Source organism: Microbulbifer mixtoriginis (SeqCode) (assembly GCF_052467945.1).
The window spans coordinates 3,978,959-3,994,198 of the sequence record NZ_CP174328.1; the positions used below are offsets into that span (position 1 = coordinate 3,978,959).

The window sequence follows — 15,240 nt, forward strand, 5'->3', positions numbered from 1 at the left end:
ACCTTCTAAAAAAACACAGGGACAATCCACTCCATGGCCTGGATCAAGCGCACATTTATCGCTCTATTGGTCGTTTTCCTGCTACTCGCCGGCGCTGTCGCCTGGCTGTTGGCCGGCCTCGACATCAATCAATACAAGCCGCAACTAGAAAAACTCGCCGCCAAACAGGGCATTTCCCTGCAACTCCAGGGCGATATCGGTTGGCAGCTGTGGCCCAAATTGGGGCTGCAATTAGATGATGTCACCATGGCGCCATTGCAGCTGCCGAAAGAGACCCTGGTGCGCGCCGACAAAATCGCCGTGGGTGTGGCCCTCAAGCCACTGCTGCAGCGCCGCGTGGAAGCCGAGGAAATCGTGCTAGTGGCACCGCAGATCGAACTCTCCGTGGACAAAGAGGGGCGCGGTAATTGGGAGCTGATCAGTGAGGCTCTGGAGGCAAAGAAAAAACAGCCACCCAAGCTGGAGATTCCCAAGGAAACGCAAGAGCCCGCCGCGCAACAGGTTGAGCTCAGCCTGGATAAACTGCGTATTGAAAAAGGCCTGCTCTCTTACAGTGACGCCCGCAGCGGCAAGGCCTACAAGGTTGAAAACTTGAGCATAACCGCCGACAACTTGGTGCCCGGCGGCGAGCCTGGGCGACTCAACGCCGATGCCAGCGTGACAGGCAGCGACTTACGTTATCCGCTCAAACTCAAAATGGATAGCACCCTGGCCCTGGATGAAGGCCTCAACGGCCTGCGCCTGCAACCTCTGCAGCTGGTGCTCACCTCCGACAACAACGCCAAAGCCACGATGCACCTGCGCGGCTATGTGCGCCGCGACAACGGCAACCAGCCCTGGCGCGTGCAGATGAATCTAAACGCCAGCGCCGATCCCCTGCGCCCCTGGCTGGAGCTGACCGGCAGTCAAGTCGTGACTCGCGATAGCGCCGCACTGCAAAAGCTGAGTATCGAAGCCAGCATCGAAGGCACCGAACAAAAGATCAACCTGACCCCTCTGCAACTGCAACTCGACGGCACCACCTTTAACGGCAACGCCCAGCTGCGCAATGCGGAGATGCCGGGGTTAGATCTGAGTCTGCGCGGCGGCGCTTTCAATCTGGACAACTACTTGCCACCCGCCGATGAAACAAACGCTAAGCCGGACGAAAAAACCAGTGGAGCGTCAACAACCAAGGCGCCCTCTACTGAAGCCACCGCACAGAGTGTGGAGTCTACCCAGACCCCAACTTCCGCGGAGACCCTGAGTGCCCAACAGACGGAAAAGAAAGCCACCACCAAAGCCGGTACCCAGCAGGTATCCGCCGAGCCCCTACCTCTGAGTGATCTGCGCGGCTTTAACGCCAATATCAACCTGGCCCTGGACCAATTACAGGCCGCCGGCCTACAGCTGGACAGCCCCGAAATTCTGCTCACCGTGGATAACGGTCTCTACCAGCTGCAAAAACTCAGCGCCGACCTCTACGGCGGCCAGCTCAATAGCAACGGCCAGTTCAATGCCCGCGCCCAAACGGCAGAGGGACAGGTGCGCGGCGGCCTTGTCGGTGTGGATATCGGTAAGGTCCAAAAGGCACTGTTCCCCAATGAAAAAGTGCAGGTGGCCGGCGAAGCCAGTGTCAACTGGGACGGGCAGACCAAGGGCAAGACCTCCACAGATCTGCAGCAGAACCTGCGCGCCGCCGTCAATGTGTCCAGTAAAGAGCTGTCCATAGCGCCGTTCAACCTGGAAAAGAGCATGTGCCAGCTGTTCAGCTACGCCGAGAATACTCCACTGCCGGAGAAGAACTGGCCCGCCCAAACTGACCTGCAGGATGTGCGCGCCACAATCGCGGTGAAAGGGGACGAAGTAAAAGTGACCGAGATTCTCGCCGGCATCGAGAATATCGCCATGACCGGCGATGGCGAGGTGGACCTGAAGAAACAGGATTTCGACTTCGCCCTCGGCCTCGCTCTAGTGGGTGAGAGCACCTCCGCCGATGGCTGCACCGTAAAGAACAAACGCTGGCGCAACCGCCCGCTGCCACTGCGCTGCAAAGGCGACTTCGACGATGTGGGTCCAACAACCTGTAAACCCGACAGCCGCCGCCTCGATGACTTGGTGCGCGAAGAGCTGAAATACAAAGCCAAGAAAAAATATGGCGATAAGGTGGAAGAAAAAGTCGACGAACTAAAAGAAAAACTAAAAAATCTTTTCGGCCGTTAATGTAAGCCGCACCGGGTTTCGCCCGGTGCGCATCTCCGCCCCAAATATTGCACGCTATTCCATCTCCGAATCCTCTCCATAGCGCCAAAGCCACGACAAAATACCGCGCTAAATTGCAGTAACCAATGACCGCGAAGCGCATAGAGTGCGAATAAACCGTTAAAGAACGGGGTTAGTGCGATTTACGTAACGCGGCCCCTAGCCGGTGCCGGGAGCTGTCATCAGGTGCTTCTACATCACCCCGGCCATCTTTTACTTTTATTTATATTTTTTCCCATTGCGCGACAATTTCCTTATTACTTGCACTTTCTTTTTCCAAGATCAGTACAAGCTTGATCGGCCATATAAAGGGAATAACAAATGCCATTAATGCAACGAGCGCAAGACAATAAATCCAAACAGGTGATCACCAAGCTGGTTACTAGCGCTGCGAAAAACACACCTGCAGAGGAGGCCTGGGGTAACCACCACGTGAACTGCTATGCCTGGGCCGCAAACTGCGAGAAGCCCCACAAGGGCAAGCCAGACCCTGGCTCCAACTCCGGCTATGTCGCGGGCTTGGATAATGACCGTCTGATTGAGGGCGCCAAACGCGATGGGATGGCCTATGTAGCCAACGCCCCAGCAAACAACCCCCCGCCTTTCACCAAAGGTTATTACTGTGTTGCCCTGTATAAGTCCACAACCGATCACCACTGGTACCGGCGGGACCCGGAAACCGGCTACTGGACGCACAAACCAGGCGCTCACGGAGTGAAAAACTACGGGCCCGGTTTTGTGATTCTGCCCAAGCAGCTGGAGACGGCAAACCATAACTATGGAATGGCTGCCACAAATTATCACTTTGTCGGCTATTTCTATGTGCCGGAAGAGGGTATTCAGGTCTGAAGGCTAAGCGCAGGTCGTCACGGTGTTACTCAGCCTGAGCTAGATAAGATGGGCAGCAAGGCCTGCCCTCACCGAATTTACACCAGGGCGGTCCAGCACTATCCCCACGCTAGTGGAAGCTCCCCCAGGCTATTAACAGCCGGCGGGGGTGCTTCTAGCAGAGACAATTTCCGCTTCGGGCAGATAGTGATCTCCCCTGCGCAAATTCCAACTGATCAATGCTGATCTGATAGCGCGATTACCCCTCCATTGGCCGCACAGGCCAGTACCCCTCTCTTTGTAACCCGCTGGCACATCGACCCGTTGCCACGGCGCCGCAAGGCTGACTTTGAAGATGTAGATACGGCAACACCCGACATAAGTCGCTTTGAAGATCCTGAGCACAAAAGAGCTTCAATACAACACCAAGAAAAAATATGGCGATTGGGTAGAAGAAAAGGTCGACGAATGGAAAGAAACCATGAAAAATCTCTTCAGCCGCTAAGGCTCAAAGCAAAGTGCACCAAGGTTACCCCGCGCACAGCCCAAGGTTTCCATCACAAACATCAGCCCGCAGTATCTCCATGACCCCAAAGCAGTTCCAAAACGCCGTTCTCAAATGGTTCGACAAACACGGGCGCAAGGACCTGCCCTGGCAGCAGAGTATCAATCCCTATCGCGTGTGGGTTTCCGAGATCATGCTGCAGCAGACCCAGGTCAGCGCGGTGATCCCCTACTTCGAGCGCTTTATGAAGAGCTTTCCCACCCTGGAGAGCCTCGCCACCGCGCCGCTGGATAAGGTACTGGCCCACTGGAGCGGCCTCGGTTATTACGCCCGCGCGCGCAATTTACATAAATGTGCACAGACGGTGTTGCAGGAACACGGTGGGGAATTTCCACAGGATGTAGAAGCGCTCACCGAACTGAGCGGCATTGGCCGCTCCACCGCAGGCGCTATCGCCAGTATCAGCATGGGACTCAGAGCGCCGATTCTGGATGGCAATGTAAAACGGGTACTGGCGCGCTTCCACGTTGTGGAAGGCTGGCCGGGACAGAGTGCCGTGGCCAATCAATTGTGGGAGCTGGCCGAGACCTACACCCCGGACAAACGCGCTAACGATTACACCCAGGTGATGATGGATCTGGGTGCCACCCTGTGCACCCGCAGCAAACCCCGCTGTGAAGAGTGCCCGTTAAAGAAATCCTGTGTGGCCCACGCCCAAGGCAATCCGCAGGATTACCCCGGCAAAAAACCGCGCAAGGAAAAACCGGTGCGCAGCGCCACCCTGTTACTGCTGGAATACCAGGGCGAAATTTATCTAGAGCAGCGCCCCGCCAGCGGCATCTGGGGCGGCCTCTGGTGCCCTCCCCAAGCAGAAGATGCCAAGGCTTGGCTCAAACAACAGCGTTGGCGCGCCAGTGAAATACAAACGCTGCCGCTGCTGCGCCACACCTTTACTCACTTCCACCTGGATATTACCCCGCTGTGGGTACAGCTCGACAAAGTCTCCACCCAGGTGGCGGAGAGCGGCGCCGGCTGGTATAAACTGCGGCAACTAAACCGCGCCCGCGCGGCCCAGGAACTGGGGCTACCCGCCCCGATCGTAAAGCTGGCAAAACAACTATTGGCGCTGCAGGCACCCCTGCTCGCCCCAACTACGGCCGACTAGAACCAGGAGGAGTCCATGTCCAGAACCGTATTCTGCCGCAAGTACCAAGAGGAATTGGAAGGCCTGGACGCACCGCCCTTCCCCGGCCCCAAAGGCATCGATATCTTCGAGCACGTTTCCAAAAAAGCCTGGCAGGAGTGGATGTCACACCAGACCATGCTGATCAATGAAAAGCACCTCAACATGATGGAACCCTCCAGCCGCGCCTACCTGAGCGAGCAGATGATGAAGTTCCTGAGTGGTGAAGAGTACGACGCAGCCGACGGCTACGTGCCCCCGGAACAGCAGTAAACGGGCCCCGCAAAGCCTCCCCCCAAAAGAAAAAAAACTTTTTACAATCAAGGGGTTGACTCAGGCCCGCGATAAGGCTTTAATACGCGCCTCGCGACGCAGGGGAAGCCCAGCAAAATCGCAAAGCCCGGATAGCTCAGTCGGTAGAGCAGGGGATTGAAAATCCCCGTGTCGGTGGTTCGATTCCGCCTCCGGGCACCATTTTTAAACCCGCGCAAGCACTCGCTTTCGCGGGTTTTTTAATTCTACCGCCCTTAAAGTTTTGGCGGTAAATTCCCCCAAAGTGTCAACATGGTATCAACGCAAAATCACGTTGACTCTTTGCTACTCCGCAAGCCTTCCGGCTGTGCAATATCCTTTCACTTCTCTTCGCAACTCTTCAAAGTGTGAAATCCAACTCTTAACCAAACCCCGCACCAGCTCAGGCCCTCACGGCCCAATCTCATTTCATCAACTAAAAGAACGCCAAAAATCGGCAGGCTTGGGGAGGAGTGACCGCCAACCACTTTCACTGTTCGAAATATAATCTGACAAATTTCTAATACTGAGAATTACGCTTTTTTAAAGGTGTTTTTCTCTCAGACCCCTTCATGATAGGTTTAAGCATCTGCCGCAAAGGTTGTGAACACGATTGAAATCATAAATATGGGATCAATTATGTGCCTAGAGCTAACCCTCCCCTTTTATTAGAAAACTATCGATAAAGATGCCCATGAAGGACAGGGCAAGAATAAATTTTTACTTGGTATAAAGGAGACCGTTTTGTTAAAAGTTCACGTTTGGCCACCCCATGGCAATATGGTTGGGCACGCCTCATTATCCTTTGAAGGAAACTATGTCAGCTTCTGGCCAGAAGAAGGAGCAAATAAAAAGGATTTAAAAATCAAAACCAGCCAGCCTGGGCAATTCATAAGCGCACTTAATGAAGATATTCGAGAGGAAGGAAATCGCCAACCAATAACAGTGACAATTCCAAATGCCAATACGAAAGCGCTGGAAGATTTCATTTTAGATCTTCAAAGAAATATTCCAAGATATCAATTAGCGCGATACAACTGTTCTAGCGTTGTCGCTGAGTGTCTAAAGGTTGCGTGCGGAAAGGAGCCTAGTTTTTATCCATCTGCTCAAGAGTATAGTAGGCTTGGAAGGTTTATAGGACGAGGTATTTGGACTCCAAATCAAATTTTGCAATTTGCCCGAGAATTAGCATCAGAAAGGGCTTCAACAGTATGAATGTGATTTATAGCCATAACTTTAATATACGACTAGGGCTAGCAAGCTACCTGCATCCGTTCGATGGAATGAAGTTTAAAAAGATATTTAATGCTTTAAAAAGCAATCCTGAAATAAATTTCATTGAACCTGCAAGACCAATCAGTATGGATTTAGTAGACTCTTTTCTTTCCAGTATGATGCGAAAGAAAGTGAGGGATCCCGTATTTATTTTTAGGGCACTAGAAGTTCCCAAGATTCCCTTCATTAGCTTTTCCCTGCTGAATAAGAGGGTACTTTCTCCTATGCGCTGGGGTGTAGCTGGAACCATGCTAGGTGCAAAAAATGCAATCTGTAACGGTGGCTTCTACTGGAATCTATCCGGAGGATATCATCATGCCATGCAACAAAATATGGAAGGATTTTGCATCTACAACGATATTGGTATTTGCTATCAGCAAATGATAAAAGATGGAACACTAAGGCCAGAAGATAAAATATTGATAATCGATACGGATGCCCACCACGGTAATGGGAACGCTTACACATTCATGGAGAATAAAAACGTAACAATTTTAGATATCTACAATTCCGGTATTTATCCTACATCGGGTTATACGCGTGATCGTGTAAATATTTCAGTTCCTCTGATGCCAGGCACAGAAGGTCTTGAGTATTTGAGACGATATAGAGAAGCACTGGAGAAATTAGACGATGAATTCCGGATAGCTTTTGTAGTTGCAGGCACGGATACCTTAGCCAATGATAAGCTGGGAGGACTTTGTCTAACTATCGAAGATATAGCGGAGAGAGAAAGATTAACATTAAAAAATCTTAATAAACGCTCTATACCCGCCGTCATACTTGGAGGGGGCGGATACTCAAAAGCCAGCTCCAAAGCTACTGCTGAAGCGATTAAGAGCTGCACATATTTAAAACATAAAATCTCTACAGAAAGAACGACAAGCAATCTAAATCATGAGCACAGAAAACTTGGATCCTGAACGAAATAACCAAGCAAGAGACAAAAAAGAAAATTGGAACCTGGTCAAAGCCACAAGAAATTTTTTTGCGTTTATAGTTTGCTCAACAACAGCCATAATAGGAATATTGACTGTATATGATAGATTTGTAGTAGATAAAATAAGAACAGAAAATAACAGACTAAAAACAAAAATTGAAACAATAGAAAAAGACATAAAACTTTCAGATACATATATGAACCTAAAAGGTGAACTAGCAATTAGCAATGGGAAAGTTGAGATTTTTGGAGGCCAGCTCAATATATGCCTTACTGAAAAAAGAAAGATGGATGGGATAAGCTACAAAATAAAATCTATAGAAAACGAGCTAGAATCTTGTAAAACTTCTAAAAGAGCAACCATCCTAAATAAAGACAAAACTATTGATAGGCTGTCTAAAGATGCTGATATCCTAGCAGAGATATCAGCCTTACAAAAGAAACAAGAAGAAGCTGAAATAGAGCTTAGGGATTTAGTAAAATCGTCCTACCGTGATAAGGAGTTAAGCATCAGAGGAAAAAGAGAAGAGGCCGGACTCAAAAGTAGGATACACATGATGCAGGAACAAATAACGGCTCTCTATGAGATATTAAAATCAAGAGGTTAAAAACTAATTATATTCCTCATACTCAAAAAGAATAAAGTTTGTAGCAAAGTGCCCGCCAAGACAGGCACTTTACTGGTTAAGATAGGCACTTTCTCTCTGCCAGCTCTCCGCCCCTCTCAATCAAGAATAAAACTCGGTTTTCTTAGATTTCGAAATTTCTTCTGCCAACTACATTACCGCCTCTTCTGCAGGTGCGGAACCTCTGAATTTCTTTAGTCCGCCATTCATAAGATGGATTCTTTCAGAAAAAATTGCGTATCTGTTTATATTCTTTTCCATAAACAACATCCTTTAACACAATAAATAACTTAGGCCCTTATTGGCTTAAGTTGAAACTCCAAGCTATCCTCACTGCTTTTATGGCAAATGATTCCCGCATCCCGCGGCTGGTTTTTTGCCATTACTGGGATGCATGTGTGTAGCAAGCGCACCGGAGAGGGACGCCACTATACCGATTAAATCTTCTAACAACTTCAGCACATTTAAAGAGTCACTGCCTAACCAAATTTTGCCGCCGTCTTTGACTTTGATAGCTTGGCGGACCTTGGCCAATGATTCGTGAATATTCCCTATTTGACCTTTTAGGTAACGGTCTGCTTAGAGGCTGTTTCATAACTTGAAATCGGTTATTCTCACGCAATTACATAGAAAAAAAGTTCAGCAATAGTGAGCCGATTCAAGTCAGAGTTAACCAATGATCAATGGAAATTGATCGAACCATGTCTTCCTGAATTAAAACGAGGAAAGGGAGGCCCAAAACCCATTGATAATCGGGCTTGTTTTGAAGGCATCCTGTGGGTTTTGCGTTCTGGAGCGCGATGGAAAGATCTTCCTTCACACTATCCATCACCGAGTACATGTTGGAGAAGGCTTCAGTTTTGGGAAGAGCAAGGAGCTTGGCTACATGCATGGAGAAGATTCCTGGAGCTATTGGATCAACAGTCTTTGCTTAACTGGGAGGAAGTCTTTTCTGATGGTAGCTTTGCACCAGCAAAAAAGGGGGCTTCGAAGTCGGGAAAACCAAGCGGGGCAAGGGTTCAAAGTGGATGGTGGTGGTCGATGGCGAAGGTATTCCACTGGGAGGCACCATTACTTCGGCCTCACCAGCAGAAGTAAAGTTATTACATCCATTGCTTGATGTTACGTATAAAAATACAAAGATTCATCGCTTAGTTTATGATAAAGCGGCGGACTCTGATCCTCTTAGAGATAGTCTGTTGAGTCGTGGAATCGACCTTATCTGTCCACACAGGATAAATAGGAAAAAAGCCTCAAGGCAGGATGGTAGAAAGCTCAGAAGGTATACTCGCCGTTGGAAAGTTGAGCGGACTTTTGCGTGGTTGGGAAATTACCGCCGTTTGGTTGTTAGATGGGAGCGATATTTGTCCACTTATCGTGCTTTTTTCTATATTGCATGCATGTTAATTACGTTAAATAAGTTATGAAACAGCTTCTAGGCAAAGTAAAAAATAAATTCATAAATTTTTATCCAGTTAGCACACAAGAACCACCACTCTTTATTTTCTCCAGCCAGCCCCATATGCACAGTATCTAATTCAGGAGGTTTGCACAATTAGTCCCTACCACGAGCATTCAAACAAGCGTAAGATATTACTATTAAGGTAATGGTTAGAAGCTGTTTCATAACTTGAAATCAGTTATTCTTGCGACCTCATGGAATGATAAGACCAGTAAGTGTGAGTAGATTTAAGTCAGAATTAACCGACGCTCAGTGGAAATTGATTGAGCCTTGCCTTCCCCAGCTAAAACGTGGAAAAGGAGGTCCCAAACCCATTGATAACCGTGCATGTTTTGAAGGTATCTTGTGGATTTTGCGCTCAGGAGCACGATGGAAGGATCTCCCCCCATCTTACCCTTCGCCGAGTACTTGCTGGAGAAGGCTCCAGTTTTGGGAAGAGCAAGGCGCTTGGTTGGAGGCTTGGAGAAAATTTTTCGGACAGCTCGATCAAAGATCCCTGCTTAATTGGAAAGAAGTCTTTTCGGATGGTAGCTTTGCTTCAGCAAAAAAAGGGGAGCAGAAGTCGGAAAAACTAAGCGAGGCAAGGGTACAAAGTGGATGGTGGTGGTCGATGGCGAAGGTATTCCATTGGGAGGCACCGTTACTTCGGCCTCACCAGCAGAAGTAAATTTATTACACCCACTACTCGATGTTACCTATGAAAATACAAAAATTCGACGACTAGTGTACGACAAGGCTGCAGATTCTGATCCACTACGCCATAGTTTGGCCCGCCGTGAAATTGACCTGATTTGCCCTCACCGTAGGAATAGAAGAAAACCTTCGAAACAAGATGGCAGAAAGCTTAGGAGATATATGCGACGTTGGAAAGTTGAGCGAACTTTTGCATAGCTAGGGAACTACCGTCGTTTAGTTGTCAGGTGGGATCGCTACTTATCTTCATACAGAGCTTTTTTCTATATTGCCTGCATGTTAATTACGCTAAAGAAGTTATGAAACAGCTTCTAGTGATTGGGGTCACTTGAGCCTATCAGATTTAAATTTTCCGGCGCCGAAAAATTGAAACCGCCGCCTAACAACAGGTGTAAAGATCCAGAAACCTCAAAACAACCTTCACTAGAATATTTATAAAAGCAACTTAACCGCCAAAGCCCCAACCTAAAAATAAGAAACCTCTCTCTATAACTAGTAGTTATCTCTCTAAAATAATTAGATAACCGCCCAGCAAGATTCCACAGAAAATTCACGACTAACATTTCAATACAGAAACCACTCATTCTCATTTGGTTTTGTCGTTATTGATTTACAGATATTGTGTGATCTAATATGAAAGGGAGTTCACAATGAGAATTGTTACAGCAAATTTTCTGGCACCCATAGTAGTTACCGGATTAGCCATTGGCTTTACTCCATCCGCGCTATCCCAAGCCACAGATAGTGCAACCAGTTTGATAACCCTTCAATTTGATACAACTATCACAATAGATAATGTTGATCCAATCACTATTTCAAACCCCACACGGGAAATGACGCAATAGCCGACGACAGGTTTTGTGTTGCCGGAAATGGGTTTTCACTTTATGGCATAACCTTTCAAAATGATGGTGCTGACCCTACATATAGTTTAATTGGATCTGACGGGACTTCAATTAGTTACGATGTGGTCTACCAGAATGATGGTGCACTTCCTGAACCGGCTCCAGCCGGACAAGCCATCACCAACAATGTCCTTCAAGCGTCCAACTGCGCGGATGATAACGCCACTTTTGTTATTATTATCCCCGAAAATCAGTGGGAGCCCAATCAAGCATCGGCTCCCTTTTCTGGAACACTACGAATTACCGTTGAAGCCGAATAAACCAGCAAAAATAATTTAGAAAATCAATCATGATGCGCGGGATATTAACTCCTGTGCATCATGTAAGTGAGGCCTCCCACTAAAATAATATTTTAAAACTATCACCAGCCTCAATGGCTACCACTTTCAAAGCAGCCATAAATTTTAAATATGAAATTAAAAAACCTTTCAGCCCTATAACAAAGATACAAAACTATAAAGATTACATGTCCACTACATACAAGAGCCATTTATAATTTACCACACGACCATTAAACGCCTGCGAAAAAGAAGTCACTTTCTTTGACTTCACATTATCTCCTGGATATTCCATGGTATACTAACGAGCTTGGCGTATTCGTTGTCACAGAGAGACTGTATTTCGGCTGCCTCAATAATACGGAGCAGTGATTTCTTGCGAACATTCCCATGGGTTTCCCGGCTCCAGTTTGTGGAAGCGGCCCGGCAAGTAACTATTTGATGTCAACTATTTTTTGCTGGCACTTACTACTAGTCAACCGCCGCAACGTAGGAGTAAGAAGGAAAGACAAAAGTAATATTGATGTTTTCTTGCATTCACTTAAGAATATAAAATATAAACCTACTCACAGCCTCGACGGCCCATTACAATTAACCGCTTTACTGTTTTGATTTAAGTGTAATGACAATGAATGAAGCCCCCCGCAACCTTCTACATCAGGAAACCTTAGCTGTACGCTGGGGTGATATGGATGCCTTTGGCCATATTAACAACGCTACCTATTTCACCTACTTTGAGCAGTGCCGCTGTAGCTGGCTAGCCTCGATATATAGCTCGGGTGCTCTTAGCAGTAATCAAGGGGATGGTCCTGTATTACTCAATGCTTCAGCCAATTTTCATTTACCGTTGGTATTTCCAGCCAACATTACGATTAGTATGTATGGCGGTAATCCAGGGCGTAGTAGCTTTAATAGCTATTACGAGATCAGAGATGCGGATAACACCGATAAACTCTACACCACCGGTGAAGCTAAGATTGTTTGGGTAGACCAGCAGGCTGGAAAATCCATGCCAGTACCTGATGATATACGGGCCTTATTGCCCACCGCTTAAATTGGATTTCGTCATAAGACTAAGAAGGCAGAAGGAAAGAATAGGCTGCTCTCGGGAAAAATCAGGCGCGGATGCCGAGTTCAAACTTGCAGAGATCTAATCACAACGCATCTCGAATCAGTATGTTCTTTCCTTTCAATACACAAGTGTTAATTAATAGTAAATAAGAACACTGATTGTAAGTACATAGTTTACCTCTCTGTCACAAAATTAAAGGGATGTTGTAATGATTGAAGATGTGAAAAAGCCTTTGGCATGAATGCTTACGCTTATTTGGCTCCCCCACTGAGACAAACAGCTTTTTAGGCGGATTTCCCATTGTTTGTCAGTAAATTAAGTGGCCAGGAAATAATGATCAACCTTTAAGCTTTATCGCCCAGCTGGATTTATCTGAAATTAATGCCGACCAGTGTATTGACTGGCTACCTAAACAGGGGCGACTATTATTTTTTATGACCTTGAAGAGTGTCCTTGGGGCTTTGACCCAAAAGATAAGGACGGATGGGTCGTTATCTATGAAAATGGTAGCGATGAACCCTTTGAACAACCGTTACCTCTCAATATAGATCCCGAATCTGTTGCTTCAGAAATCAAATATTTAAGGCCTTCTCCGTTCACCAGCTACCCCGACTTAGATCGTCTAGATATTTCTTACACAGAACTATCGGATGAAGATCACTGCGATTATTATGACTTTATCGCGAATAATTATGGGGATGATCCTTACCATCAAGTGGGAGGTTACCCAAAGCCCGTGCAGAATGACTTAATGGAGGAGGAATATCCGCTGGTTAGCGGTGGCGTCTATTGCCGTGAACCTGAAAGCTTTACCTCAGAAAAAGCAAAACAACTAAGGGACCAGCTAAATGACTGGAAATTACTTCTACAGTTTGATTCCGACGATGATGTTAAGGTTATGTGGGGAGATTGTGGCAGGCTCTATATCTGGGTTAAGGAAAGTGACGCAAAGCAATGTAAGTTTAATAACTCGTGGATGATTATGCAGTGCAGCTAAATTAAATATCATAAAAATACTAGAACAAATAACTCTTCAAGAATCACACTAAAGCTAACTTATAGACGTATATAAAAACCGTAGCACACTCAATAAATGCAATCTCACGAGAATACAGACATAAAACTATCTATTGATTTTGTTTACCTCAATATAGAGCAAGACATAATTTTAATTAAATATTTAAATGCCATAGGGGTATAGGAGAGCCATAGAGACTGATCAACCAAATCTCTTGCAACAATAGACTCACCTATTCTCTGATAGATAAATCATATATAAATATTCACAACTCAAACTACTCACTCACCACAAAACCCACTCCGGTTAAAAGAGTCTATTCTTCAAAAAGGTCTTCAATTATCTATCAATTGGGGATTTAAACGCCAAACAAGGAAATTTATCTTATTAAAAAATTAAAAGGCAACACCTATTTGTAGTAGGTATATAGAGCTCAAAGTGGCCCTACATGACTATTTTAAATCTGACTTACTATAATGATTTTTATCAGGGTTCCTCCCCATCAAAAATACACACAACCATTAATTTATTTTCAAAAAAATTAGCTGTCTGGCTGTCAGAAAATTCAACCGGAACAGTTCTTATTAATGTAAGGGATGGCATGACTGTCCTAGAGCAATATGATGACATGTGTAATGATCACTCTCAAATTGCCCTAATGAAGCCTGTAGAATATATTTTTGCCCATAAAAAAAACAACCATATAATACCTGCCTGTGCTGCATACCGCTCAGAAAATAGCAAAAAAGACACGTATTATTTTTCGCAGATTTATGTCAACAAGGAATCCGGCATCAAGTCCCTCTCTGACTTAAAGAAAAATCCAGGAAAATTCAGGATTGCTTATGGAAATAGATTTTCCACATCCAGCTTCTTAATCCCTGCAGCTCATTTAAAAAGACTTAATATTCATCCATTTCTGCATTTCAAAAAGTCAATTTTCGCCGGGTGCCAAAATTTGGCGGCAAAAGCAGTATACTTAGGAGAGGCCGATATAGGTACCGGCCATGAAGCAGTAATCAAATCACTGGGTGAAACGTACGCCGATGCAGAAGACAAGTTAGTTCAATTGCATAGAGAGAAAATCTATACTGACCCATTAGTTATAAATAAAATTCCCTTGCCAGAGAGCATCTCTTTTAACCTGATACAAAAAGGGCTTATCGAAGTTGTCAAAGATCCTGAAATTAGAAAGTCTTTAAGCATTTTTTGGAGGGGCATGCAAGGGCTTAGCCCTGTCTCTCACCATAGTTATCAAACCGTTGAATCGGCAATAAATGATATGCACTTAAAAGAAAATGACATTCTGTATTAGAGACCCTGCAAAACTACAGGTTAATTTAAAAAGGATTTAACTTGAATATCAAACCTCGCTATTCGATATTGTTTGTCTGCTTAGGTAATATCTGTCGATCTCCTCTTGCCGAGTCAGTCTTTCGCACCAAAGCACAACTCGCAGGATTTTCTTTTTTGGTAGATTCTGCAGGAATTATTAATCAACATGTTGGCGAAAGGCCCGACCAGCGAGCGTTGAAACTAGGTGAGGATAACGGCTATTCATTCAGAAATTTCCATGCAAGGCAGGTCCGAGAGGGAGACTTTTCTAGGTTTGATTATATATTGGCAATGGACAATGAGACGCTAAAATCACTTAAATCTCTTTCTCCAATCCAATATCAATCAAAACTGTATCTATTCTTAGACTTTGCTGGAGACACAACAAAAAAAAACATACCAGACCCCTATTTTGGGGGCTTAAGTGACTTTAAAAAAACATTAAGCGCTATTGAACAGGGAGTAGACTTACTTATTGAAAAATTAAAAGAAGAAAATAATTAAACACAACGTTGAAAAAATCATACCTTATATAAAACAATCAACCCCCTAAAAATAAAAAAGGTTTTCTGCTTAACAAGTGATTTG

The 15,240-nt window shown here is 45.7% G+C and carries 14 protein-coding genes, 1 tRNA gene and 3 pseudogenes; all 18 read left to right on the top strand.

Features of this window, described 5'->3' with window-relative positions:
- Nucleotides 1-33: 33 nt before the first annotated feature.
- On the top strand, nt 34-2,202 hold the full coding sequence (locus tag ACJJIJ_RS17215) for an AsmA family protein (RefSeq protein ID WP_444937993.1): 2,169 nt from the start codon (nt 34-36) through the stop codon (nt 2,200-2,202).
- 360 nt (nt 2,203-2,562) lie between these two features.
- Nucleotides 2,563-3,090: a hypothetical protein gene (locus ACJJIJ_RS17220; protein ID WP_252083777.1), complete on the top strand. Its 528-nt coding sequence runs from the start codon at nt 2,563-2,565 to the stop codon at nt 3,088-3,090.
- Between the two features lie 563 nt (nt 3,091-3,653).
- Nucleotides 3,654-4,739, top strand: a complete 1,086-nt coding sequence (mutY, locus tag ACJJIJ_RS17225; protein WP_444937994.1) for an A/G-specific adenine glycosylase — start codon at nt 3,654-3,656, stop codon at nt 4,737-4,739.
- Between the two features lie 15 nt (nt 4,740-4,754).
- A complete protein-coding gene (locus ACJJIJ_RS17230; RefSeq protein ID WP_444887522.1) occupies nt 4,755-5,030 on the top strand; it encodes an oxidative damage protection protein in 276 nt (91 codons plus the stop codon).
- Nucleotides 5,031-5,155: 125 nt separating this feature from the next.
- Nucleotides 5,156-5,231 (top strand) — tRNA-Phe (locus tag ACJJIJ_RS17235).
- A gap of 561 nt (nt 5,232-5,792) precedes the next feature.
- On the top strand, nt 5,793-6,263 hold the full coding sequence (locus ACJJIJ_RS17240; protein ID WP_444937995.1) for a hypothetical protein: 471 nt from the start codon (nt 5,793-5,795) through the stop codon (nt 6,261-6,263).
- The gene (locus tag ACJJIJ_RS17245) at nt 6,260-7,246 is read left to right on the top strand and encodes a histone deacetylase family protein (protein ID WP_444937996.1); all 987 of its coding nucleotides are present in this window, start codon (nt 6,260-6,262) and stop codon (nt 7,244-7,246) included. Before ACJJIJ_RS17240 ends, ACJJIJ_RS17245 begins: the two co-directional genes overlap by 4 nt.
- Nucleotides 7,221-7,871 (top strand): hypothetical protein, encoded by a 651-nt coding sequence (locus ACJJIJ_RS17250; RefSeq protein ID WP_444937997.1) that lies wholly within the window; start codon nt 7,221-7,223, stop codon nt 7,869-7,871. Before ACJJIJ_RS17245 ends, ACJJIJ_RS17250 begins: the two co-directional genes overlap by 26 nt.
- Nucleotides 7,872-8,537: 666 nt before the next feature.
- Nucleotides 8,538-8,987 (top strand): transposase, encoded by a 450-nt coding sequence (locus ACJJIJ_RS17255; RefSeq protein WP_353505425.1) that lies wholly within the window; start codon nt 8,538-8,540, stop codon nt 8,985-8,987.
- Nucleotides 8,888-9,316, top strand: a pseudogene (locus ACJJIJ_RS17260) (IS5 family transposase); the annotation flags it as partial. The gene ACJJIJ_RS17255 and the pseudogene ACJJIJ_RS17260, both read left to right, overlap by 100 nt.
- A 234-nt stretch (nt 9,317-9,550) precedes the next feature.
- On the top strand, nt 9,551-10,018 hold the full coding sequence (locus ACJJIJ_RS17265) for a transposase (RefSeq protein WP_353505433.1): 468 nt from the start codon (nt 9,551-9,553) through the stop codon (nt 10,016-10,018).
- Nucleotides 9,928-10,242, top strand: a pseudogene (locus tag ACJJIJ_RS17270) (transposase); the annotation flags it as partial. The gene ACJJIJ_RS17265 and the pseudogene ACJJIJ_RS17270, both read left to right, overlap by 91 nt.
- Nucleotides 10,243-10,694: 452 nt before the next feature.
- Nucleotides 10,695-10,889: a hypothetical protein gene (locus ACJJIJ_RS17275; protein ID WP_444937998.1), complete on the top strand. Its 195-nt coding sequence runs from the start codon at nt 10,695-10,697 to the stop codon at nt 10,887-10,889.
- 966 nt (nt 10,890-11,855) lie between these two features.
- Nucleotides 11,856-12,281 (top strand): acyl-CoA thioesterase, encoded by a 426-nt coding sequence (locus ACJJIJ_RS17280; RefSeq protein WP_444889085.1) that lies wholly within the window; start codon nt 11,856-11,858, stop codon nt 12,279-12,281.
- A gap of 332 nt (nt 12,282-12,613) precedes the next feature.
- Nucleotides 12,614-12,709, top strand: a pseudogene (locus ACJJIJ_RS21090) (DUF1963 domain-containing protein); the annotation flags it as partial.
- Between the two features lie 17 nt (nt 12,710-12,726).
- Entirely contained in the window at nt 12,727-13,296 is a 570-nt protein-coding gene (locus ACJJIJ_RS17285; protein WP_476169783.1) for a DUF1963 domain-containing protein, read from the top strand.
- Between the two features lie 469 nt (nt 13,297-13,765).
- Nucleotides 13,766-14,632, top strand: coding sequence for a PhnD/SsuA/transferrin family substrate-binding protein (locus tag ACJJIJ_RS17290; protein ID WP_444937999.1), 867 nt, complete (start codon nt 13,766-13,768; stop codon nt 14,630-14,632).
- Between the two features lie 41 nt (nt 14,633-14,673).
- The gene (locus tag ACJJIJ_RS17295; RefSeq protein WP_252083789.1) at nt 14,674-15,156 is read left to right on the top strand and encodes a low molecular weight protein-tyrosine-phosphatase; all 483 of its coding nucleotides are present in this window, start codon (nt 14,674-14,676) and stop codon (nt 15,154-15,156) included.
- Nucleotides 15,157-15,240: the final 84 nt, after the last annotated feature.